Here is a 22,791-nt window from a genome sequence, read left to right on the forward strand (position 1 = left end):
TCATTGCGCCCCTTCGTTCAGTTCGATCACCGCGTCCAGCGCATAGGCCCCTTGCCCCTGAGGCATCGCCAGCACGGGGTTGAGGTCAATCGACAACAGCCGCTCTCCGGCACCTGCCGCAAAAACGGACAGCTGCGACAACATTTGCGCCAGCGCATCTATGTCTGCCGGTTCCTGCCCCCGTGCGCCGTTCAGGATCGGTGCCCCGCGTATGGACAGGATCATGTCCCGCGCGGTTGCCGCATCAAACGGGCAGATCCGCAGGGCCACGTCGTCAAGTATCTCCACGAAGATGCCGCCAAGGCCGAACACGGCCACCGGCCCGAATGTCGGGTCGCGGTTGATGCCCATCAGGCATTCCACGCCACCCGAAAGCTGTTTAGCCACCAGAACCCCGCTGATTGCCGCGTCGGGCGCGTGGGTGTCAGCCGCCTGCATGATGGCGTCATAGGCCGTGCGCACATCGTCCTCCGAGCGAAGGTTCAACTTTACCGCGCCGATATCGGACTTGTGGATAATATCCGGCGACAGGATTTTCATCACGACCGGATAGCCCAGAACCTCCGCCGCCGTGACGGCCTCGTCCGCATTTTCCGCTCTGCTTTCCGGCGCACAGGCGACACCCGCTTCCGACAGGATTGATTTGGCCTCCGCCTCATCCGGTGCATGCTCTGGCAATGTGACGGAGTTGGCCGCTGTCAACTTTGTCGCCCGTTCCCCGGCGCGCGTCTCGCAAATCGCATGGATCGCACGCGCAGCACGGCAGGGATCGTTGAAGACCAGGATGCCCTCGTCGTCATACCGCTCCAGCACCTCCGGCGCACCGAGCGCGCAAAACGCGATAATCCGGTCGGGGTATTCCGCCCGCAGCGGCTTCATCGCCGCAAGGATCGCGTCCGAGACCGCGGGGCTGCCCGCAACATAAGTTAGAAAACACAACACCGCGCCATAGCCGCCGTCTTCCAGCGCGGCTCTTGTGAACGACTCCAACAGCGACGGGTCGTTGAGCGCCTGCGCGGTGCAATCCAGCGGGTTGACCGGCGACGCATAGGGAAGCAGCGCCTTAAGTCGCGCCTGCGCCGCCTGCGGCATCGCGGGCATCGGCAGGCCGATGCGTTCCGCCTCGTCGCTGATGACGATGCCTGCGCCGCCGCTGACGGTGATGACACCCAGCGAATGGGCTGCCGGATAAATCTTCTTGGAGGCCGCATAGGCGATATCCATCATCGCCTCGGGGTCGCGCACGAGGATGACGCCGTGGTCTCGAAACACCGCATCCGCGACGACCGCGTCGCCGGTCAAGGACGCCGTGTGCGAGGCCGCTGCCTGCGCCCCCACCGCCGAGCGACCCGCTTTCAGCGCAATAACCGGCTTGCCCGCCGCCCGCGCCGCATCAAGCGCGGCCAGCAACGCGGCGGGGTCGTTCACCGCCTCCATATAGGTGCAAATCACGTCGATCCCGTCGCGCTCTGCCATCCAGTGGATCGCATCGGCGACGGTGATATCTGCCTCGTTGCCCGTGGTAATCAGCATCGAGACACCCAGCGCGCGGTCCCGTGCCAAGGCCCCCAGATGCGCCCCGAACGCGCCGGACTGGCTGGCGATGCCGATATTGCCGGGCTTGGGATAGCCCGTGTCCAGTGACGAGGAAAACGTGCCGTAATAGCCGATATCGACATTGTAGACGCCCAGCGTATTTGGTCCCAAAAGGCGGATACCATGCTCATGCGCCAGCGCCACAAGCTCCGTCTGCGCGGCTAGGCCCTCCTCGCCCACTTCCGCGAAGCCCGCAGAAAACAGCGTCGCGGCCTTGCAGCCTTTGCGGCCCAGCGCCTCGATCGTGTCGGGCACCATACGCGCAGCCACCGCAATCAGCGCCGCGTCGGGCGCTTCGGGCAGGTCGTCCACGCTGGCATAGCATTTCAACCCCTGCACGGTGTCCCGCTTGGGGTTCACCGGATAGATGCGGCCCGCATATCCGGCCTTCAGCATTGCCGCAATCGGACGCCCGCCAATCCGCGTGACGTCCTCCGATGCCCCGATCATCGCAACCGAGCGCGGGGCCACCAAGCCGTCAATATGGCTCAGGTCCGTCACAACGCAGCCTCAGAGCCCAGGATTGCCGTGCATTGGCTGGACAGGGTGCCGCCATTGCCGTGACACAGGGCAAGGTTGCAATCGTCGACCTGCCGCTCGCCGGCGTCACCGCGAATTTGCGTGACGGCTTCGGCGATCAGGAACAGGCCATACATCCCCGGATGCACGCAGGACAGACCGCCGCCATTGGTGTTGACCGCCAGCTCGCCGCCCGGCGCGATGCGCCCGTCTTCGACAAACGCGCCGCCCTCGCCCTTGGCACAAAAACCGAGGTCTTCGAGGAACAGGATCGTGTTGATCGTAAACGCGTCGTAGAGCATCGCCACGTCAATATCCTTGATCCCGACACCCGCCATCTCCAGCGCACGGGGGCCACTCTCGGCAGCAGCGGTCGTCGCAAGATCAGGCATCGCCACGATGGAGCGGTGATAGTTCGCCGCCCCGCCCCCGAGGAAATACACCGGCTTTGCGGTCAGGTCCTTCGCGCGGTCGGCGCGGGTCAGAACACAGGCCGCAGCCCCGTCCGTCACCAGACAGCAATCCGCCTTGGTCAACGGGTCCGAGATCATCCGCGACGACAGCAACTCGTCTTTCGTCAGTGGCCCACGGGCGAAGGCTTCGGGGTTGAGGTTCGCCCACCCCCGCGCCGCAAGCGCCACGTCGGCCAGTTGTTCCCGCGTCGTGCCATATTCGTGCATGTGCCGGCTTGCCGCCAAGCCATAAGCCGTGATCGGGTGGCGCGGGTTGTAGGGCGTCTCGTGCCATTGCGGCTCGCTCATCGACACCAGTCGCCCGCCCGCCGTGCGCTGGTTCGACCCGTAGCAAACCAGCGCGGCGTCGCAAAGACCCGCCTCCAGCGCAAGCGTCGCCTGAAGCAAATGCAGCTCGAAACTGGAGCCGCCAACATTGGTGCCATCAAAGAACCGAGGCTTCAGTCCCAGATACTCCACTACGCTCATCGTCGGAAACGCGTGGGAGCTGGTAGCGGCAAACACGCCGTCGATGTCCTGCATCTGCAAACCTGCATCCGCGACCGCCGCAACGGCGGCCTGCCCCAAAAGCTCCATCGCGGAAAAGCCGGGGGCCTCGCCCACGCCAGCGGTCGCCATGCCCACAATCGCGGATTTGCCGCGTATACCTTGCCCGCTCATGCCGCGCCTCCTTCAACCAGATCGAACACGACCCGGTTGCCGGTCTCGGCCTCCTCGATCCGCGCCGCAACGCGCGCACCGATGGGGGCCGTCTCGACCTCGGGCAGCGTCGACATCATCCGCACGCCCTCGTCCAACTCGATCAGAGCCACATTGGTGGACCCTGACCGGCTGCGGTTCACGGTGATCGCGTAGACCGTTCCCGTACCCGCAGGCGCGACCCATTCCAGATCGGTCGCCCCTGTCGGCGTCGAGATGCGCGGGAAAAAAACGTACTCCCCCGTGCTTTTCGCCCGCTGGATCATGAAGCGGCCTTGCTCCAGAAACGCCTCGTAAGTCGCCTGCGGCCCCGCTTGGGATGCATCATTCTGTGTCATGGGTGTCCTTTCCTTCAGCTCTGAGCGGTCACTTGGACCAATCAAGGATCATATGGGTCTGGGTGGTGACCGCAGCGGTTTTACCGTCGCTGCGGGTCATGGTGATTTGAAACACGATCAACGTCCGGCCCAAGTGCAACGGCTCGCACCGCGCGGTGACCGTGTCGCCGACACTCACGCCGCGCAGGAAGTTGGTCTTGCTCTCGATCGTCGTGTTGGATTTGTCCGCCGGAATGTTGATGAACGCAGACGTCCCCGCCGCGTTGTCGGCCAGCGTCATCATCGCGCCACCATGCAAAGCGCCGTTGCGGTTGCTCAGGGCATCTGTGACTTCCATGGTGCAGACAACGCAATCGGGCGTCGCGGACACGATCTCGATCCCTGCCAACGCCGAGAAGTTCGACTGCTCCGGCATCTGGTCAAGACGCCGTGGCGTGTCTCCGTCGCTCATTGGTTCGCCCGCTGGGCCAAGGTGCGCTTGCCGATAATCATCTGCTGGATCTGGCTTGTGCCCTCATAGATGCGCAGCACCCGCACATCGCGATACATGCGTTCGATGTCATACTCGGACATATACCCCGCGCCGCCATGGATTTGCAGCGCACGGTCGGCGATCCTGCCAACCATCTCGGTGCAGAAGTACTTGGTGCAGGACGCTTCCAGAACGGCTTTCCCTTCACGGTCGAACTTCTCCGCCGTGCTGCGCGTCAGGGCCCGGCCCGCGTGAAGCTCTGCCTGACAATCCGCCAGTAGCCCCTGCACCAGCTGGTGCTCCCCGATGGGTTTGCCAAACTGCTTGCGCTCCAGCGCGTAGTCGGTCGCCATGTCGAGCATTCGCTGCCCCTGCCCGACAGACATGGCGCCGATATGAATCCGCCCCCGATCAAGCACCCGCATGGCAGTGCGGAAGCCTTGGTTCAGCCGATCCGGCCCGCCAAGGATCGCGCTTTCCGGCACACGCACGTTGTCAAAAATCACGTCAGAGGTCTTGGCCCCGCGCTGCCCCATCTTCCGGTCGGGCTTGGCCACGGTGATCCCCGGCGTGTCCGCTGGCACGATGAAGGCGCTCACCCCGTCCGCGCCGGGCTTGTCAGGGTCGGTGCGGGCGAACACGGTAAAGACGCCCGCCTTGACCGCGTTGGTGATGTAGCGCTTGGTCCCGTTGATCACGTAGTCCGAGCCGTCCTTGCGCGCGCTGGTCCGGATGCCGCCCGCGTCGGAGCCGTTGTCAGGCTCGGTCAACGCAAAGGAGGTCACAATGTCACCACTGGCAATCCCCGGCAGCCACTGTTCTTTTTGCTCTTGGGTGCCGTCCATGACCAGGCCTTGCGAGCCGATGCCCACATTGGTCCCGATCATCGACCGGAAGCTTAGCGACGCGTAGCACAGCTTTTCGATCAACACCGCCTCCTGGCTGGCGCTCACGCCGATCCCGCCAAACTCCTGCGGCGTGGACAAGCCGTATAACCCCATCTCCTTGACCTCGGCGACAATATCGGAGGGAATTTCGTCGTCCTCCTCCACCTGCCGCTCTGCGGGGATGAGCCGCTCGCGGGCAAACCGCTCCACGGCACTTACGAGTTGTTCAAAAACCTCTGTGTCTACACCTGACGTCATATTTTCTACTCCAGTTTCGGGAACCGCATCCAAGCGCCGCTTGCGTCTCAAACAGTATTCTATATATTGAATGGCATTCGCAATAGGAAATAGCATGAACGACGAGACACGTCAAAAACTTGTCCCAGCGGTCGAAAACGCGGCGCTGATCCTACGCTTGCTTGTGTCGAGCGGTCGGCCAATGGGCGCGACGACAATCGCACGCGAAACCGGGCTGAATGTCTCGTCCGCCTTCAACATCCTGCGCACGCTGGCGCATGAGCGGCTGATCTCCTTCGACGCCACAGACAAAACTTACGCGCCCGGAATGGGCCTGCTGGAATTCGTCACGCCCTTGCTTGGCGCAAATCCTGCCGAGCTGATCCGACCGCTACTCAACGATATCGCACAACGCCATCAGGTGATGATCGCGCTTTGGCAGATCACCGAAACGGATCGGGTCGTCCTGATCGACCGCTTCACGCCGGAGCGCGTCGTGCAGGCCGTGATCTCCCGCAACAGCCGCCTGCCGGTGTTCAGCGGCGCGATAGGCCGCTGCTACGCCGCCGCCATGGGGCTGGACAAGGCACAAACCCGCGCGGGTTATGAAGCGGTGCGCTGGCAGTCCGAACCGGGCTTTGACGCTTACTGGCAGGACGTCCAGACCGCGCGTGAGACGCGCACGGCATTCGACCACGGACAGCTTTTCCGCGGCCTTGAAATCGTCGCCTCCCTCGCCCGCGACGCGGATGGCACACCGCGTTTCGGGATGAGCAGCATCACCATAACCGGACAACACGACGCAGAAAGCCTCAAGGCGGTCGCCGTCTCCCTCGCCGATGCCGCCAACCAGATAGAGCGCGGCGTCTTCGGCCGCCCCAACAACACCTGAACAAACGGAGTAACCCATGTCGGACCAAAACCCCCTGAACGGAAAAGTCATGCTGGTCACCGGAGCCGGCGGCGGCATCGGCCGCGCACTCGCCCTTGAGGCCGCAAAGGCCGGCGCCAGTGTCGTCGTCAATGATCTGGGCGCATCGCTCGATGGCCTAAGCGACGCAAGCACCGCCGCCGAGGATGTGGTATCGGAGATCGAAAAGCTGGGCGGTAAGGCCGTCGCCAACGGTGACAACGTGGCCGAACCCGACGGCGCCGCCGCGATGGTCCGCCAGGCCACCGACACATACGGGCGGCTGGATGCGGTTATCAACAACGCAGGCATCCTGCGCGACTGCTTCTTCCACAAGATGACCTACGAGAACTTCGACGCCGTGGTGAAGGTCCACCTCTACGGCTCCTTCAACACCAGCCGCGCCGCCGCCGACGTCTTCCGCGACCAGAACTCCGGCAGCCTGATCCACATGACCTCGACCTCCGGCCTGATCGGCAATCTGGCGCAGGCCAACTACTCCGCGGCGAAGCTCGGCGTCGCGGCCTTGTCCAAATCCATCGCCCTTGATCTTGCACGCTGGAACGTCCGCTCAAACTGCATCGCGCCCTTTGCATGGAGCCGCATGACCTCCTCCATCAAGGTCGACAGCCCCGAGCAGGAAGAGCGCGTGAACCGCATGAAGGAAATGGTGCCGGAAAAAATTGCCCCGCTTGCGTTGCATCTCGCCTCGGACGAGGGCGCGGATATCAGCGGCCAGATATTCGCCGTGCGCAATAACGAGATCTTCCTGATGTCCCAATCCCGCCCCGTGCGCTCTGTGCATCACGGCGGCGACGGCTGGGATATCGCAAGCGTGCGCAACCAGGCAATCCCCGCGCTCAAACGCAGCTTCGTTCCGCTCGAAGTCTCTGGTGATGTGTTCTGCTGGGACCCGGTCTGACTGCCTCACCTGCGACGCAAAACCCGTTTCCGGCGCGCCAGTGGCGGAGACGAAGTCCGCCCGCACTTAACTATAAGTTATTAATAAATATAAATAATAAAATTCACAACTTGAATTGTAGATATGTACGGACTCTCGGGACACTTCCTGTAAATACCCTGATTTGGGATGGAGGAAGTATTCATGACAAACGAAGAACGCGACATTCAACGCAAACTTAGAGTGCTTCAGCACGCCGAGACGATCGGCAATACTCGCAAGGCCTGCCGGTATTTTGGGGTCGGAAGGTCCAGTTTTTATAGATGGCGCGATGCCTATCAGAAACATGGCGAAGCCGGCCTAGAGAACGCCAGATCAATTCCCAAAAACCCGGCCAACCAAACGCCGCCCGAGATCATCGAGAAAGTGCTGTATCTGCGTCGCAAGTATCACTTGGGGCCAATCCGGATCGTCTGGTATTTGGCGCGCTATCACGGCATCAAAATCTCAGATGCCGGGGTGTACCGCATTCTCAAGCGCAACGGTCTCAATCGACTGCCCAGAGGCACACGAATGCGCAAACTGCACACCAAACGCTATCAGAAGCAGGCACCAGGTCATCATATCCAAGTGGATGTTAAGTTTCTGACCTTCAAAGGAAAAAAGGGCGAAAGGGTTCGCCGTTTCCAATACACAGCGATCGATGATGCAACCAGAGTTCGCGCCCTCAAGATTTACGAGAAACACACGCAGGCAAATGCGATCGACTTCATTGATCATATCATCGAAAAGTTCCCATTCCGCATTCGCGAAGTTCGCACGGATAATGGCCACGAGTTCCAAGCCAAATTCCACTGGCATGTCGAAGATCTCGGCATCAGGCACGCCTACATTAAGCGGGGTACGCCTCAACTCAATGGCAAAGTCGAACGATCCCACCGTTCAGATCAGCAGGAGTTCTACCAACTTCTCAGCTACAAAGGTGACGTCGATCTGAAGGCTAAACTCAACGAATGGGAGCGGTTCTACAACTTCGCCAGACCGCACGGCGCGCACAACGGCCAAACCCCTTACGAAGCTCTCAGAGACAAGCTACAGTAGCAACGCAAGTGTCCCGCAGGTCCGCCCAGGTTACAGTTTGGCGAAGACGAAAGCGGACCTTAGAACATCCTCTTTAAGGGTCGGTTAGTCCCGCGTCTAGCTCATTGCCTGACGAAATCTCGCTGCACCCGGCGCAAATGGCCGATCTTTGCGCCGCGTTGCCGTGCTCAAGATGATGCTTACGCGGCAAAATCCGTGCTGCGAGCGCGCGCAGCGGGATTTTGACACTTCCGCTCAGGGCTCAAACTTGTCGTTCGCCGCGCAATTGCCTAACGACTGCTTATGATCTGGAGTGAATTCCAGGATCGCCACCTACCCCGCCGCAAACGGTCCTTCCCGGCCATTGACCGTGTGTCGCGTCGCCGCGATGCAGCTTCCCCGAAGCGGACATTGATCGATCGCGCAGCATTTCGGTGGAGCCGATGGCAGCTATGCGGGACTCTGCTGCCGTTAAAGTAGACGACGCGAACGTCCCCTCTAGGGTATTTGATGAAATCAATGGACATTGACTCTTGCCAGTCGGGTTGACCTTTAGCCCGAGTAACAATTTTTTGATCAAAGGGCTCTCAAAACAAGGACGAAACCTCAGTTCGTAAACCACTAATTGGTGCGATTCATGCCTTAATCTCGACACAGGAATTCGCAATATCAGAAACGAACTGTTGCGATATTTAGCTTTCGACAAGTGAGGGGCCCATGCTGAATCAAACCATCTCGGTCGCTTTTGTCCTGCCGTGTCTAAACGAGGCGACGACGCTAGAAAGATGCATTCTCAGAGCGAGAGAAGCTCTGGCGGGAATTCGTGAAAAATACGGTCTTTCCGGAGAAGTGATTGTTGCTGACAACGGCAGCGACGATGGCAGCCAAGACATCGCACTGCGTACAGGCGCGCGGGTGGTGCATGTGGCAGAACGCGGCTACGGTGCGGCCTTGATTTCCGGGTTTGGCACAGCGAGATCGCAATATTTGGTGATGGGCGATAGTGATTGCTCCTATGACTTCGTTGAAGCTGTTCCGATGATTGGCGAGCTGTTGAACGGTGCGGATTTGTGCATGGGCAACCGGTTTCGTGGCGGCATTAAGCCCGGCGCGATGCCGTGGAAGAACCGCTACATAGGCAATCCAGCTTTGTCTGGTATTCTGCGGGTTCTCTTCAAGACCGATATTGGCGACGCCCATTGCGGTTTGCGCGCCCTGACCGCGCCTGCATTGGAGCGACTCAACCTGTCGTCGACGGGAATGGAATTTGCCTCCGAAATGCTTCTGAAATCGGTCTTGCTGGATTTCAAGATCGCGGAAGTGCCGGTCACCCTTTCCCCGGATGAGCGCGGCCGTCCACCGCATCTGAACCCTTGGCGCGATGGGATGCGACACCTTATCTACATGTTTTTGCTGAGCCCAAGCTGGCTTTTCATGGTACCGGGCGTCACGCTTGGCCTGTTGGGATTGGCCATGATGACAGCCCTGCTTGTTGTCGGCGGTGACGAACTCGTGCAGATCGGCGGGGTTTTCTTTGGCAGCCACTGGGCTGTTATGGCCAGTGCCGCAATGATCATTTCTGTGCAGACTGTAGCCATGGGGATGTTTGCTCAGCTTTACAATTACAAAGAACTTATCCGGCGACCCAGCAGACGCGCCTTGGCCTTTCTCAATGCGTCGCGGCTTGAGTACTGGCTCTTGGCGGGCATGCTGCTGATTGCAGGTGGCTTAGCTTGGATCAGCACAATCACATTCGGCTGGATCGCATCGGATTATGCAGGCCTCAGCGCGATGCGGGGGATGATCGCGGCCGGAACGATGTGTGTGATAGGCGCACAAGTGTTCTTTTCCGGTTTCCTTATGTCGGTGGTTTCTGGAAATCGCTCACGGCATCTGTTTGCGATAGGTGATTAATCTAATCGGGCATGACAACATGATGAGAGGTGCAAACTTCATCGAAGGAGTTGAGACAAAACAGAACCGCGTCTGGATGGTGTTGTTGATCACTGCCGGTGCGGTGCTGGGGTTGATCGCTCTTTTATTGGGCAGCGGCGCGTCTGTCGCTGACTTCGTAGCCTTGTGCGCCCGCATACCCCTTTGGACCTATGGTGCCATTGCCTTCACCCAAGCCACAATCGTCGTATTGGCTGCTCTGCGCTGGCGAGTGTTGCTGAAAGCCGTGTCCCCTCGGGGTCAAACTCTGACACTACAGCATGCAACCGCAGCGACAACATTGGCCGCAATTGCTGGGCAAATCCTTCCAATCCAGCTTTGCACTCCGGTCATTCGCGCCTGGTTTGCGTTGCGTTTCGATATCCCTGTCATGCGGTCTTTGGGAACGTCGGCTTTGGAGCAGACATTTCAACTTCTCGTACTGATCAGCGCAGCAGTTCTGAGTTTTTTGTTTCTGGTGCCAACGGTTGGTTGGGTGTTTGATGCGGTTGTCCCAATTCTCGTTTTGGGCGCCATGGTTATCTTCGTAAGATTTGCCATTCAGGTGGTGTCGAAGCTTCTGGCAAGTATCGCGGATCAGGGGACCTCACTTTTGGCGCGAACTGCCACCCGTCTGCGCCTGGGCTTCGAAAAAGCCGCGCAACTGCCGGACCGCATTCTGACATCTGTCACCGCGCTAAGCCTTCTTGGCTATACCGTCCTTGCTGCACTCAATGTCTTACTGCTCAACGCTATTTCAGGCGTGGACATCCTTCCCCTTCTGATCGCCTATCCTTTGGTATTGTTTCTGATGTCGCTGCCCTTTTTCCCCGGTGGGCTTGGCGTGGTGGAAGTGACTTGGGCGGGCGTGCTCACACGCGAAGGCTTGCCGTTCGATCAGGCGGTCGAGGCCGCTTTGGCACTCCGGGTGATCTCGACCCTGGGGTTTTTCCTGATTGCACCGCTTTTACTCGCAGGTCTCCAACCCGCTAAGCGGGGGGTGCCATGACACGGGCATGGCTTTCTGTGATCATGCCTGTCTTTAATGGGCGCGCGACGCTGGATATGGCGCTGTCATCCCTTGAGGGACAATGCGACGGGCTTGAGATTATCGCCGTCGATCAAGGCTCAATTGATGGCAGTCGCCTTGTGCTTGAGAAAGCGCAAAACCGTCTTCCGATCCGGATCATCGACAATCCCGACGGCAGCTCATGGACCGAGAATACAAACATCGGTCTGCGTGAGGCACGCGCACCGCTCATCACTATGTTGCACCAAGACGATATCTGGTTGACCGGGCGTGCGGCACTTTTGCAAGACATCAGCACCCAGCATCAAGACGTCGACATCTGGGTGCATGGTGCTGATCTTATTGATGCGCAGGGCAACATCGTCGGACAGATGTGTCCGCCATTTGGAGATGTGCAGTGTGTCCTATCTTCTGAAGAGGCGCTTTCGCACCTGATCGTGCAAAACACCTTGGCGTTGCCAGCGGTCATGTTCCGGCGCGACGCCGCCCTGCGTCAGGGTGGCCTTGATGAGGAACTTTGGTACACGGCTGATTGGGATCTCTGGCTGAACCTCGCGCAGAATGGTTTGGCTTGGAACCCCACCCGCGCCTCGGCGTTTCGGATACACGCACAATCCCAGACTATAACCGGATCGCGCGACCTGCAATCCTTCAAGCGCCAATTAGAGATACCGCTCCACCGTCATCTGGCTCATTTGCCGGATCAATTGACAAAACGCGCCCGCAAGCGCGCGGAAGCGGCCAACGCACTCAACGTCTGTTTGGCGGGCCTGCATCATCGAAGTTTGCGTGGTGTTGCTTCAGCCCTTCGTGCGTTTTTTTTGCTCGGCCCGTTCGAATGGCGCGATTTTTTCATGAGCACTCAGATAGTGAACAGATTAGTACCCCGGCTGAAGCTGGGGCTGAAAAGAGGAACATGACATGGGTTCGATTGGAGCAAGTGTACGACGCGCTTTTGGTCCCTATGAGAGGCAAGTCTCGGAGCTGTACCGCAGTATCTTCGTCAATTTGGAGAATTTGGCGGACTGTATCCAGGAGTGGTCAGATCCGACGGCGATCTGTGAAATCGGGTGTGGTGAGGGTGCGCTGGCAGAACGTCTGTGCCGGGATTTCCCCGATGCGTCCTATCTGGGCATCGACATTATCCCGCATTTGGGACGCATGTATGACGGAGACCGCGCCGAGTTTTGCCAGATTGACGCTCAAGATCTTGCTGAAGAGTGCCCTGGGCAGTTCGACTTGGTTGTGATCAACGATGTCATGCACCACGTGCCGGGCGCAATCCGCGCGGACATCTTGGCAGCCGCAAAAAAGCTGTTGATGCCGGGCGGTGTTCTCGTATTCAAGGATTGGCTGAAACGAAAAACACCGATCCATGCAGCCTGTTACATTGCCGATGTTCACATTGGTGCCGACAAAAATGTGGCCTACATGGCAATGGATGAGCAGCTGGAACTGATCACATCAGTTTTCGGGTCCGACGCAATCGTAGCAGAAAAGTCGATCAAACCCTGGTCGCATAATCACGCCTTCAAAGTCGTAAAATAGGGTATTCGAGATGACGGCACTCGCTCACTTCCAGCCCGCCGATCTTAGCCAAGAACAACGGCTATCACTTGCGATCAGGGCTTTTGTACTGGTGAAAATTGTCATCCTGCTTGTGCTGGCGGTCAATACCCGCTTCGTGATGGATGAATTCTGGCACTTTACCCAGCCGGTGTATCTGTTCGACGGCACGTTCGAGGCGATTTGGCCAAAAAAAGCGGTCGGCTACGCAGTTTTTTATGAACTTTCTCACCTGATTGGCTGGGATGCCAGCTCTATGCTGATAACGGGTCGGCTGACCACGGCATGTCTTGCATTGGCGTTGACCTGGTGCATCTACAAATGCGCCTGCGCCTTGGGTTACGAGCGTGTCACCGCGCTTCTCGCCGTGGCTCTCTTGCTGAGCTTCAGCAACTTTATCGAGCGTGGGTTTCGCCTGCGATCCGAACCACTTGCTACGATGTTTGCCGCTTTCGCCGTGTTGGTCATCATCCGGTATGAGGCTGACCGCGCCAAAACCCTTCTGATTGCCGGCCTGCTTTGCGGGTTTGCGTTCGTGACGACGCAGAAATCGGTCTATTTCAACTTTGCCCTGGGGTTCGCATTGGTGATTGATGCGATCTGCATGCGTTCTTTCACGTGCGCGATCAAGCGCGGAGGGCTGCTTATTCTGGGCTGGGCTGTCGCCATAGTAATCTACGGCGCCCTGCTTGGCGGCCAGGCGATGCTGCAGGTTCTGGAGGTTCTTTTCTTGGGGCCGGTCGAACTCGCACGCAACGGCGGCAGTTACTACGAAGGGCTCGACGCATATGTCTGGCAAACGCTTTTGCGCAACCCGTTGCAATATGGATTGGTTGTCGTTGGATTCGTTCTGTCCGTCACGCGATTGCGCAAACTGGACAATGCCGCGCGGATATTCCTTGTCTACGCGGTCGTGCTCACCGCGTTCGTTTTCTTTCACAATCAGACATGGCCATACGTATTCGCCATGGCATTACCATTCCTGGCGGTCTACGGCGCTGCGGCAGCAACCTTTTTTCTGCGGCACTCGAAAAGATGGACCGCGATTATGGTGGGGGTATTTATAGCTATTGCCGTGCAGAGCACTGTGCGAAACGTGCAGTATCTGAATCACGACAACCGCGCTCAACTGGCGCTTGTCCAGTTCGCAGAGGCGCGGCTTGCCAAAGACGATACCTATTTCGACGGCATCGGCATGATCCCCAGCCGTCGCATGGAGCCCCGCCTATGGCTCGATGCCCAAGGCGTTCGCAAAACCAACGAAGAAGGGCAGAATTCAGCTCTCTACAGCGCGCTCCTAGGCGCTGAACCTCACCTTGTGATTTCGACTTATCGCACAGACAATTTGGGCGACGTCTTTAACTCTGTTCTAGAGACCAGATACGGCTTTCTAACGCCCCACATCATGCTACCCTTCGAAACCAACCTAGAGCTCACACCAACAAAGTCCGAGCGCACCCCGCTTTTTAGCGGCATCTATGACGACTAACGCATTTTCAGAACATGCCGAAGCATCTCCTGCCCCGCAAAATTTTTTCCAACACTCTTCGGATGTGAACAGATCGCGGACTTCACGAGCGCCTGGAAAAGCTGCATGCACCGTGCGCGTCCGTTAGCGCAGGCGGTCCGTGATGGACTTATCCCAGACCCGAACCATCAAGCCCCCGCACAGCCCCACAGCGCACCTTACAGCGCCCCCGAAGGCCAGCACAGGGTAACAACCCATACGCGGACCCTCATGGTGCCCAGAACGAGGCACCAGCAAGCGTAGCAGACCAGTTCACTAAAGACGTTCTCCCCCGCGTCTCGCCCACAGCAATCAACTCCCTTGAAGCTGACTTGGCTGAGGGCCAATTCTCCGAGAAGACTTTGGATTACCTCATGCTTGAGGGTAACCAATCGGCTGAAGCGCTGGTTGCTGTTCGCGACGCCTATGCAGCCAAGATCAGCGGCATCAGTTGCGAGTTTAAGGTTCTGCTCTTTGATTTTGGAAAGGCGATAATGGCTCAGCGCAACATCACCCAACCCATGTCGTGGTTCGACACAGTTTCCGGACGAAGGTCTGCGCCTTTGACCTGTTGCACCGCTTTGTAGAGAAGGTTGGCGTCAGCGAGTTGGCCAATGAATTCGCCGAATTTGAAATGTTCGAAGATTTCGCGGGCATCCTTTGAGAAGCATTGAATGTAGCTCTCAAGATTGTCCTTGATGCCACTGGCCCCCAAAGTGGACAGGTCCATTTTTGAGGTGTTGTAGAAGGATAGACCAGAAGCCCGCAGAAGAAGCTTTTCCTTCGCTTCCTCGGGCAGTGCCATTGCCTCAATTCGCTCAAGTTCAGCCAAGACTTTTGCTTTCCGCTCACTGAAAACGCATTCGAGGCGGCGGAGGAGGGTGAACGGCAAAATTATGCGCCCGTACTGGCTTTGCTTGAAGTCACCGCGCAGGAGGTCGGCAAGCGACCAAATGTATGACGCCAGATTGTTTGTTGATTGAGACAAGCTTGCTACCCGAAATTGATCTGTTTGTTATTGAGAGAGACCGTAAATTGACGGTCTTTCATTGTACAGGCACATGCATCTCTAGCGGATGAGACCGGACCATTGCTTCGGCAGCATCGTCTCGAACACTAAAACTCGTTTCTCATCAAACGCTCAACAAAAAACTTGGTCAATAATGGCGGTCAATGTTGGTCAATGGGCACCCGTAAGTCATTGATTTTCAACGAGCAAAGGTGGGTGGCGGAGACGAAGGGATTCGAACCCTCGAGACCCTTCCGGGCCTACTCCCTTAGCAGGGGAGCGCCTTCGACCACTCGGCCACGTCTCCGCCGACCCGTTTAGCGATAGCTTTGAGAGGCAGCAACCGAAAATGGCACTCAGCAGGAAAATCGGGGTCAATCCCGCGCGTTAAGCTCCGCATACGGACCGCCAATACCCCCGACAGCGACGCCGCGCACCTACGCCCCGCGCGGGCGGTGTTTGTCGATGGCTCCGACCGCCAGGCAGAGCGATGCAATGACTTGCTTGAGAAGATCGCAGTAGCGCGAACGTCCCTCGGATAGGCCGCGCGCCGCATTAACCCCATAAAGCCGCTGATCCATGCCATACGCTTTGCCGACAGGGTGCCGACGCTTCGCAGACGCCGGATTTTGGCCTCAAACCCCTTGTTAACCAGCGCATCCGCGTCTGATTCGACAGCCCTGTTTACCGGGCGTTAATTGTTAAACAGGAAATGCAAAACGTCGCCGTCTTTAACCGTGTAGGCCTTACCCTCGGCCCGCATCTTGCCCGCTTCCTTCGCAGGCTGCTCCCCGCCCAACGTCACGAAATCATCATAGGCAATCGTCTCGGCGCGGATGAAGCCCTTCTCGAAATCGCCGTGAATAACCCCCGCCGCCTGCGGCGCGCGGGTGCCCTGTTTGATGGTCCAGGCACGGGCTTCTTTGGGGCCTACGGTGAAGTAGGTTTCCAGATGCAAAAGCTCGTATCCGGCGCGGATCAGGCGGTCGAGACCGGCCTCTTCCAGGCCCATCTCGGACAGGAACATCTCTGCCTCGTCGGCCTCCAGCTGCGAAATCTCTTCCTCGATCTGGGCCGAAATCACCACGGACGCCGCCCCCTGCTCCGCCGCCATCTGGGCGACCTTCTTGGAGAATTCGTTGCCCGTTGCAGACGACGCCTCGTCCACGTTGCACACATACAGGATCGGCTTAGACGTCAGTAATTGCAGCATTTTCCATGCCTTTTTGTCGTCCTCGTCGACCTCAACAGTTCGCGCAGGCTTGCCGTCTTCCAGTGCCGCCATGGCGGTCCGCAACAGGCGTTCCTGCTGCACCGCCTCCTTGTCACCGCCGCGCACCTTGCGCACGATGTTGACCAGACGTTTCTCGATCGACTCCATGTCAGCGAGCATCAATTCGGTCTCGATCACTTCTGCGTCCGCAACCGGGTCCACGCGGCCTTCCACATGGGTCACGTCGCCGTCTTCAAAGCAGCGCAGCACATGGGCAATCGCGTCGGTCTCGCGGATGTTGGCGAGGAACTGGTTGCCCAAACCCTCGCCCTTCGACGCGCCCTTCACCAGCCCGGCGATATCCACGAAGGTCATGCGGGTCGGGATGATCTGCTTGGAGCCCGCGATTTCCGCCAGCGTATCCAGCCGGGCATCGGGCACGGCGACCTCACCCACATTGGGCTCGATGGTGCAAAACGGAAAGTTCGCCGCCTGCGCCGCCGCGGTGCGGGTCAGCGCGTTGAACAACGTGGACTTGCCTACGTTCGGCAGCCCGACAATACCCATCTTGAAACCCATGACACTCTCCTAGTTCCGGTTCGCGCGCATGTAGGGGCCGGGCGCGGGGCGGGTCAAGCATATATGGCTTTTTGGCCCGACCACGTATCGAGGGCTGCGCCGTAACCGAATAAATCCCACCTCCCCGTTGATTTCCCCCCGCGTCATGGTGCAAACCGCTGGAAGCTATAAGTCAGGGGACGGCACATGACTCGCATCGACGACACATTCGCGCGGCTGAAGGACGAAGGCAAAAAGGCATTCGTGACCTATGTGATGGCGGGCGACCCTGACGAGGCCCGCGCGCTGGAGATCGTCAAGGGCCTGCCCGCCGCCGGCGTCGACATCATCGAGCTTGGCCTGCCCTTCACCGATCCCATGGCAGATGGCGAGACCATCCAGCTCGCGGGTCAACGTGCTCTTGAAGCAGGCATGACGCTGGAGAAATTCCTGCAATTCGTCCGCGACTTCCGTGCCACCGACGACACCACGCCCATCGTGATGATGGGCTACTACAACCCCATCTATTCCCGCGGCGTCGAGCGCTTTCTGAAGGATGCACAAGAGGTCGGCATCGACGGTCTCATCATCGTGGACCTGCCCCCTGAAGAGGACGAGGAGCTGTGCATCCCCGCCCAGAAGGCAGGCCTCAACTTCATCCGGCTTGCCACCCCTACGACTGACGCGAAACGCCTGCCCAAGGTGCTGCAAAACACCTCCGGCTTCGTCTACTACGTCTCGATCACCGGCATCACCGGCGCCGCCGAGGCCAGCGCCACCGACGTCGCCCCCGAGGTTGCTCGCATCAAGGAAAGCACGGACCTGCCGGTCATCGTAGGCTTTGGTGTCAAGACCCCTGAGACCGCGCAAGCCGTCGCAGGCGTGGCGGACGGCACGGTCGTAGGCTCCGCCATCGTGCAGAAGATTGCCAATGGCGACAGCACCGAGGACGTGCTGGCTTTCGTCAAGTCACTGGCCGACGGCGCGCATAGGGCGTAACGCCTCAAGGAACTCTCCGGCACCACTGCTCTTTGTCTTGCAAATCACCCTTTGCAGGAGAACGAACACATGGCCGACGCGCTGAAGACGATCAACCCGACCAACGGCAAAGAAATCCAAAGCTACCCGCTGATGACGGACGCACAATATAATGACGCCATCGAGGCATGTCATGCTGCGTTCGAGGACTGGCGTCATGTCCCCGCCAAGGACCGCGCCGCGACCATCAAGAAGATCGGTGAGGCGCTGCGGAACAACGCGGACAAGCTCGCCAATCTGATGACCGAGGAGATGGGCAAGCTGCTATCTCAAAGCTATCAGGAGGTCGAGCTTTGCGCCGCGATCTGCGACTGGACCGCGCAGAACGGCCCAGATGAGCTGGCCTCCGAGGAACGCGATCTGGGCGACACCGGCACGGGCCACATCGTCTATTCCCCCATCGGCGTGATCTATGGCATCCAGCCGTGGAACTACCCCGCATATCAGGTGATCCGTTACTCCATCGCCAACCTGATGGCGGGCAATGGCGTGCTGCTCAAACACGCGGAATCGGTGACGGGCACTGGCCAGCTTCTGGGCGAGATCTACCGCGAGGCTGGCTTGCCGGAGCACCTGTTCACCGTGCTGACGATCAGCCACGACCAGTCCGACAAGGTGATCGAACATGACCTCGTGCGCGGCGTGACCCTGACCGGCAGCCCCGCTGCTGGCGAGCATGTCGGCGGACGCGCCGCCAAGGCGCTGAAGAAGACGGTTTTGGAGCTTGGCTCCAACGACGCCTACATTGTGCTGGAGGACGCCGATCTGGAACAGGCAGTCCCGGCCTGCGTCAAGGGCCGCATCTACAATAATGGCGAGACCTGCATCGCCGCCAAACGGTTCGTGGTGGTGAACGCCGTCTACGACAAGTTCCGTGACGCCTTCGTCAAGGCGATGAAAGACCTCACGCTCGGCGACCCCACGTCGGAGGACGCCGATCTGGGACCCATGGCCCGCAAGGACCTGCGCGAAGACCTGCACGAGCAGGTGACCAAGAGCATCGCGAATGGCGCAAAGGTTTTGTGCGGTGGCGAGATGCCGGAGGGCGAAGGCTATTACTATCCCGCCACGGTTCTGGAAAACGTCACCAGCGGCCAACCCGCCTATGACGACGAGCTGTTCGGCCCCGTCGCCGCGCTGATCCGTGCCAAGGATCAGGAAGACGCCATGCGTATCGCCAATGACAGCCGGTTCGGCCTCGGTGGCGCGATCTTCTCGCAGGATGTGGAGAAGGCGAAAGACCTTGCCGCTGCGCATTTCGACACCGGCATGGTGTTCATCAACGATTTCGGTCTCGCCAATCCGAAGATGCCCTTCGGCGGGGTGAAACGCTCCGGCTATGGCCGCGAGCATGGCGGCTTCGGCATGAAGGAATTCGTCAACGTCAAAGGGATCACCGTCGCGGGGTGAGGCGCAGCCATTGTCGCATTGACTCAAAACCGTCCAGATTGGTAATAACACCTAACCAATTTGGACGGTAAAGGCTGCGAAATGGCTAAAATCACTGAAATCGAAGACCTGAAGCGCATCTACAAGCGGCGCACGCCCAAGATGTTCTACGATTACTGCGAAAGCGGCAGCTGGACCGAGCAGACCTTCCGCGAGAACTCCTCGGACTTCGATCTGATCAAACTGCGCCAGCGGGTTGCTGTCGACATGACCGGTCGCAGCACCGCCAGCCAGATGATCGGGCAGGACGTGGCGATGCCCGTAGCACTTGCCCCGGTCGGCTCCACCGGCATGCAGCACGCCGACGGCGAAATCCTCGCCGCCAAGGCCGCCGAGAAATTCGGCGTGCCGTTCACCCTGTCCACCATGTCCGTCTGTTCGCTCGAAGACGTGGCCGAGAACACCACCAAGCCGTTCTGGTTCCAGCTCTATGTCATGAAGGACCGCGAATTCACCAAACGCGCCATCCAGCGCGCGAAAGACGCAAAATGCTCCGCCCTTGTGCTGACGCTGGACCTGCAAATTCTGGGCCAACGTCACAAGGACATCAAGAATGGCCTGACGGTGCCGATCAAGCTATCCCCGCATACGATCCTCGATCTTGCCACCAAATGGCGGTGGGGCTTGCAGATGATGAAAACCAAGCGCCGCAGCTTCGGCAATATCGTCGGCCATATCGACGGGATCACCGACATGAGTTCCCTGTCCGTCTGGGCGGCGGAAAGTTTCGATCCAAAGCTCGACTGGGACTATGTTAAAGAGATCAAAGAACTCTGGGGTGGCCCGCTGATCCTGAAAGGTATTTTGGACGCGGATGATGCCGAAATGGCCCTGAACGTGGGCGCCGACGCGATCGTGGTCTCAAACCACGGCGGGCGGCAGTTGGACGGGGCGATGTCGTCGATCAAGGCCTTGCCGTCGATCATGGACGCGGTGGGCGACAAGATTGAGGTGCATCTGGACAGCGGCATCCGCTCCGGCCAAGACGTGCTAAAGGCCTTGGCCATGGGCGCGACAGGCACCTATATCGGCCGCGCCTTCATTTACGGGCTGGGCGCAATGGGACAACACGGCGTCGAGGAGGCCCTGCGCGTCATCCACAAGGAACTCGACGTCACGATGGCCTTGTGCGGCGAAACCAAGGTGCAGGACCTCGGCAAGCACAACCTGCTGGTGCCGCGCGACTTCTACGGCGATTGGGCCTAAGCGCCACGTTTTCGCAGCGCGAAGACCAGCGGCAGCAGAAGCAAAAGCAACAGCGCGACCGCCCCGAAGGCGGCGCGCAACCCGAAGCCTTCGGACACGAACCCCATGATGGCAGGGGCGGCAAAGAAGCCCAGAAAGCCCAGAACAGCCGTGCGCGATATCGCCACCGTGCGCAGCGAAGGCGGCACCAGCCTGCCCACTAGCGCCAGCCCCATCGGGCCGATCACCGAGATGCCCAGCCCCATGATGCCAAATCCCAGATAGGCGACCAGCGGGACAGGCGCGACCACGACCAGCATTGTACCCCCAACAGCCAGAACTGCCGCCCATATGATAACGCGGGTCGTACTCAACCGCTCGCTGACCGCCTGCCCGCCATAACGGCCAACGGCCATGGTCAGCCCCAGCATCGTGGGCCCCAACGCGCCTTCCGCCGCGCTGCCGCCCAAGGTGCGTTCCACATGCAGCGCCGACCATGCCTCCACCGCCGCCTCCGACATGAAGGCGATCAGCACGACCGCGCCACACAACAAGACTATCCCCCACGGTAAGGACGCGGGGGCGTCGCTCGCCTCGCTCGCCGCAGGCGTCATCCGAAGGCGGTGCACGAGCGCCAGCACAAGCACGGCCAGAACGGCGAACAAGGCCACCGGCGACACCCCGGCCTCCCGCGCCAACCCGGTGGCGAAAGCGCCAACCGCATAGGCCAGCGAAAACGTCCCGTGATTGGCGTTCATCAGGGACCGCCCGGACCGCGCCTCCAGATCGGACACGCGGGCGTTCATGATCACGTCGGTCAACCCCGATGCCAGCCCGCAGGCAAACATTGCCAGAAAGAAGCCGATAGGCGACGTGACGGCCCCGGGCAGCAGGAAGGCCAGCGACAGCGCAACGGCGCTCAATCCCATCGACCAACGCCCCAGCAGCCGGTCGACCAGTGGGGCAAACCACATCGTCGTCGCCAGCCCGCAGGCGGTGCCCAGCAGAAGCAGGCCGAACAGCCCGTCCCCCGCCCCGACGCGCTCTTTCAGCAGCGGCACAAGCGCGGCAAAACAGCCCCAGTAAAGGCCGAGGATGGCGAAAGCCAATGCGGGAATATGCGACAGGCGAAGGGCACTCAACACGGACATGGTGCCAGCGCTACCGTCCAGCCCGCGCCCACACAATGCAAAACCGCAAAAAGCCCTTCCCTATCTCACGATTCCCTCCTATACGGCACTCTTCACGCGGCCCGACACCCTTGGAGGCAGCCGCACTAACTTTGAAAAGGAATATAGTCATGGCTGGTAAGATCCCTGATCTTGAAGTCGAGGCACGCGCGGGGACGGGCAAGGGGGCCGCTCGCGCAGCACGTCGTAACGACATGGTGCCAGGTATCGTTTATGGCGGCGGCGAAGACCCGCAGCCCATCCAGATCCCGTTCAACGTGTTGCTCAAGCGCTTGAAGGCAGGCCGCTTCATGTCCACATTGCAGAACATGAAAATCGAGGGGCAGGAAGATTTCCGCGTCATCTGCCGGAACGTGCAGCGCGATCTGGTCAAGGACCTGCCGACACATATCGACTTCATGCGTCTGCGCCGCACCTCCAAAATCAACCTGTTCATTCACGTTGATGTGGTTGGCGAAGACGTCTCCCCCGGCCTGAAAAAAGGTGGCACACTGACGCTCGTGCGTCCGGAAGTCGAGCTGATGGTCACTGCGGGCGATATCCCCGAGAGCATCACAATCGACGTCTCCGAGGCAGAAGTCGGCGATAGCATCACGATCTCTTCGGTCAAGCTGCCCGAAGGTGCAGTCCCGACAATCGACCGTGACTTCGTGATCGCGACGCTGTCCGCTCCGTCCAGCCTGAAATCCGCAGGTGATGACGAGGACGAGACCGAAGAGACGGAAGTGCTCGAAGCACCCGCCATCGTGGGCGACGAAGCCGAGAGCTGATCCCGCTCACATCGCAGCAAACACAAAACGCGGGGCCTCAACAGCCTCGCGTTTTTCTTTGCGCAACCCGGATTTCTTTTTTCTCCAAATACCTCCCCCGGAGGGCCCGCCAGCGCAAAACGTCATCGTCAGCGCTCAAAATGCAACATCTCGCCCTGCACTGTCCAAAACAATCAAGCGCCATGCGGCAGGCATGGCCCATTCCGATCACCGCTTCCCATTGGCACGCCGC

The 22,791-nt window shown here is 59.5% G+C and carries 20 protein-coding genes and 1 tRNA gene; 12 read left to right on the top strand and 9 right to left on the bottom strand.

Annotation, left to right across the window (positions count from 1 at the left end; all coding sequences use genetic code 11):
• The 5 genes from THALAR_RS13655 to THALAR_RS13675 are packed head-to-tail and all read right to left on the bottom strand — an operon-like array spanning position 1 to position 5,242.
• Positions 1-2,097, bottom strand: coding sequence for an acetate--CoA ligase family protein (locus tag THALAR_RS13655; RefSeq protein WP_021102172.1), 2,097 nt, complete (start codon positions 2,095-2,097; stop codon positions 1-3).
• Complete coding sequence (locus THALAR_RS13660; RefSeq protein WP_021102173.1) at positions 2,094-3,248, bottom strand: thiolase; 1,155 nt, start codon at positions 3,246-3,248, stop codon at positions 2,094-2,096. Before THALAR_RS13660 ends, THALAR_RS13655 begins: the two co-directional genes overlap by 4 nt.
• A complete protein-coding gene (locus THALAR_RS13665; RefSeq protein WP_021102174.1) occupies positions 3,245-3,625 on the bottom strand; it encodes a Zn-ribbon domain-containing OB-fold protein in 381 nt (126 codons plus the stop codon). Before THALAR_RS13665 ends, THALAR_RS13660 begins: the two co-directional genes overlap by 4 nt.
• Before the next feature lie 28 nt (positions 3,626-3,653).
• Complete coding sequence (locus THALAR_RS13670) at positions 3,654-4,076, bottom strand: PaaI family thioesterase (RefSeq protein ID WP_021102175.1); 423 nt, start codon at positions 4,074-4,076, stop codon at positions 3,654-3,656.
• A complete protein-coding gene (locus THALAR_RS13675; protein WP_021102176.1) occupies positions 4,073-5,242 on the bottom strand; it encodes an acyl-CoA dehydrogenase family protein in 1,170 nt (389 codons plus the stop codon). The genes THALAR_RS13670 and THALAR_RS13675 overlap by 4 nt, the downstream gene beginning before the upstream one ends.
• Positions 5,243-5,336: 94 nt before the next feature.
• Between THALAR_RS13675 and THALAR_RS13680 the strand changes: the two genes are divergently transcribed.
• From THALAR_RS13680 to THALAR_RS13715, 8 genes are all read left to right on the top strand, one after another.
• Entirely contained in the window at positions 5,337-6,113 is a 777-nt protein-coding gene (locus tag THALAR_RS13680) for an IclR family transcriptional regulator (RefSeq protein ID WP_021102177.1), read from the top strand.
• Between the two features lie 16 nt (positions 6,114-6,129).
• Positions 6,130-7,053, top strand: coding sequence for an SDR family NAD(P)-dependent oxidoreductase (locus tag THALAR_RS13685; protein ID WP_021102178.1), 924 nt, complete (start codon positions 6,130-6,132; stop codon positions 7,051-7,053).
• 183 nt (positions 7,054-7,236) lie between these two features.
• Entirely contained in the window at positions 7,237-8,133 is an 897-nt protein-coding gene (locus THALAR_RS13690; RefSeq protein ID WP_021102179.1) for an IS481 family transposase, read from the top strand.
• 696 nt (positions 8,134-8,829) lie between these two features.
• A complete protein-coding gene (locus tag THALAR_RS13695) occupies positions 8,830-10,026 on the top strand; it encodes a glycosyltransferase family 2 protein (protein ID WP_040818807.1) in 1,197 nt (398 codons plus the stop codon).
• Positions 10,027-10,045: 19 nt separating this feature from the next.
• A complete protein-coding gene (locus tag THALAR_RS13700) occupies positions 10,046-11,053 on the top strand; it encodes a lysylphosphatidylglycerol synthase transmembrane domain-containing protein (protein ID WP_021102181.1) in 1,008 nt (335 codons plus the stop codon).
• Entirely contained in the window at positions 11,050-11,994 is a 945-nt protein-coding gene (locus THALAR_RS13705; protein ID WP_021102182.1) for a glycosyltransferase, read from the top strand. The genes THALAR_RS13700 and THALAR_RS13705 overlap by 4 nt, the downstream gene beginning before the upstream one ends.
• 1 nt (position 11,995) lies before the next feature.
• Positions 11,996-12,622, top strand: coding sequence for a class I SAM-dependent methyltransferase (locus THALAR_RS13710; protein WP_040818816.1), 627 nt, complete (start codon positions 11,996-11,998; stop codon positions 12,620-12,622).
• A 10-nt stretch (positions 12,623-12,632) separates the two neighbouring features.
• Entirely contained in the window at positions 12,633-14,129 is a 1,497-nt protein-coding gene (locus THALAR_RS13715) for a DUF7056 domain-containing protein (RefSeq protein ID WP_083483481.1), read from the top strand.
• A 517-nt stretch (positions 14,130-14,646) separates the two neighbouring features.
• Here THALAR_RS13715 and THALAR_RS13720 read toward each other — a convergent pair.
• The 3 genes from THALAR_RS13720 to ychF form a co-directional block, all read right to left on the bottom strand.
• The gene (locus tag THALAR_RS13720; protein ID WP_040818823.1) at positions 14,647-15,135 is read right to left on the bottom strand and encodes a type I restriction-modification system subunit M N-terminal domain-containing protein; all 489 of its coding nucleotides are present in this window, start codon (positions 15,133-15,135) and stop codon (positions 14,647-14,649) included.
• 238 nt (positions 15,136-15,373) lie between these two features.
• Positions 15,374-15,463: transfer RNA gene (locus THALAR_RS13725), tRNA-Ser, on the bottom strand.
• A gap of 387 nt (positions 15,464-15,850) precedes the next feature.
• A complete protein-coding gene (gene ychF / locus THALAR_RS13730) occupies positions 15,851-16,948 on the bottom strand; it encodes a redox-regulated ATPase YchF (protein WP_021102187.1) in 1,098 nt (365 codons plus the stop codon).
• Positions 16,949-17,134: 186 nt separating this feature from the next.
• Here ychF and trpA point away from each other — a divergent pair, with 186 nt between their 5' ends.
• The 3 genes from trpA to THALAR_RS13745 all read left to right on the top strand — a co-directional run bounded on the left by trpA (position 17,135) and on the right by THALAR_RS13745 (position 20,620).
• Positions 17,135-17,926, top strand: a complete 792-nt coding sequence (trpA, locus tag THALAR_RS13735) for a tryptophan synthase subunit alpha (protein WP_021102188.1) — start codon at positions 17,135-17,137, stop codon at positions 17,924-17,926.
• 69 nt (positions 17,927-17,995) lie between these two features.
• Positions 17,996-19,375, top strand: coding sequence for an NAD-dependent succinate-semialdehyde dehydrogenase (locus THALAR_RS13740; RefSeq protein WP_021102189.1), 1,380 nt, complete (start codon positions 17,996-17,998; stop codon positions 19,373-19,375).
• Positions 19,376-19,456: 81 nt separating this feature from the next.
• Complete coding sequence (locus tag THALAR_RS13745) at positions 19,457-20,620, top strand: alpha-hydroxy acid oxidase (protein ID WP_021102190.1); 1,164 nt, start codon at positions 19,457-19,459, stop codon at positions 20,618-20,620.
• On the opposite strand, the gene THALAR_RS13750 is transcribed toward THALAR_RS13745, so the two are convergent.
• Positions 20,617-21,750: an MFS transporter gene (locus tag THALAR_RS13750; protein WP_021102191.1), complete on the bottom strand. Its 1,134-nt coding sequence runs from the start codon at positions 21,748-21,750 to the stop codon at positions 20,617-20,619. The two genes, THALAR_RS13745 and THALAR_RS13750, sit on opposite strands and share 4 nt — an antisense overlap.
• Positions 21,751-21,899: 149 nt before the next feature.
• Between THALAR_RS13750 and THALAR_RS13755 the strand changes: the two genes are divergently transcribed.
• Positions 21,900-22,559 carry a 50S ribosomal protein L25/general stress protein Ctc gene (locus tag THALAR_RS13755; protein ID WP_021102192.1) on the top strand — a complete coding sequence of 220 codons (660 nt, stop codon included), beginning with the start codon at positions 21,900-21,902 and terminating at the stop codon, positions 22,557-22,559.
• Positions 22,560-22,791: the final 232 nt, after the last annotated feature.

It is taken from the genome of Litoreibacter arenae DSM 19593, from assembly GCF_000442275.2.
Classification (GTDB): domain Bacteria; phylum Pseudomonadota; class Alphaproteobacteria; order Rhodobacterales; family Rhodobacteraceae; genus Litoreibacter; species Litoreibacter arenae.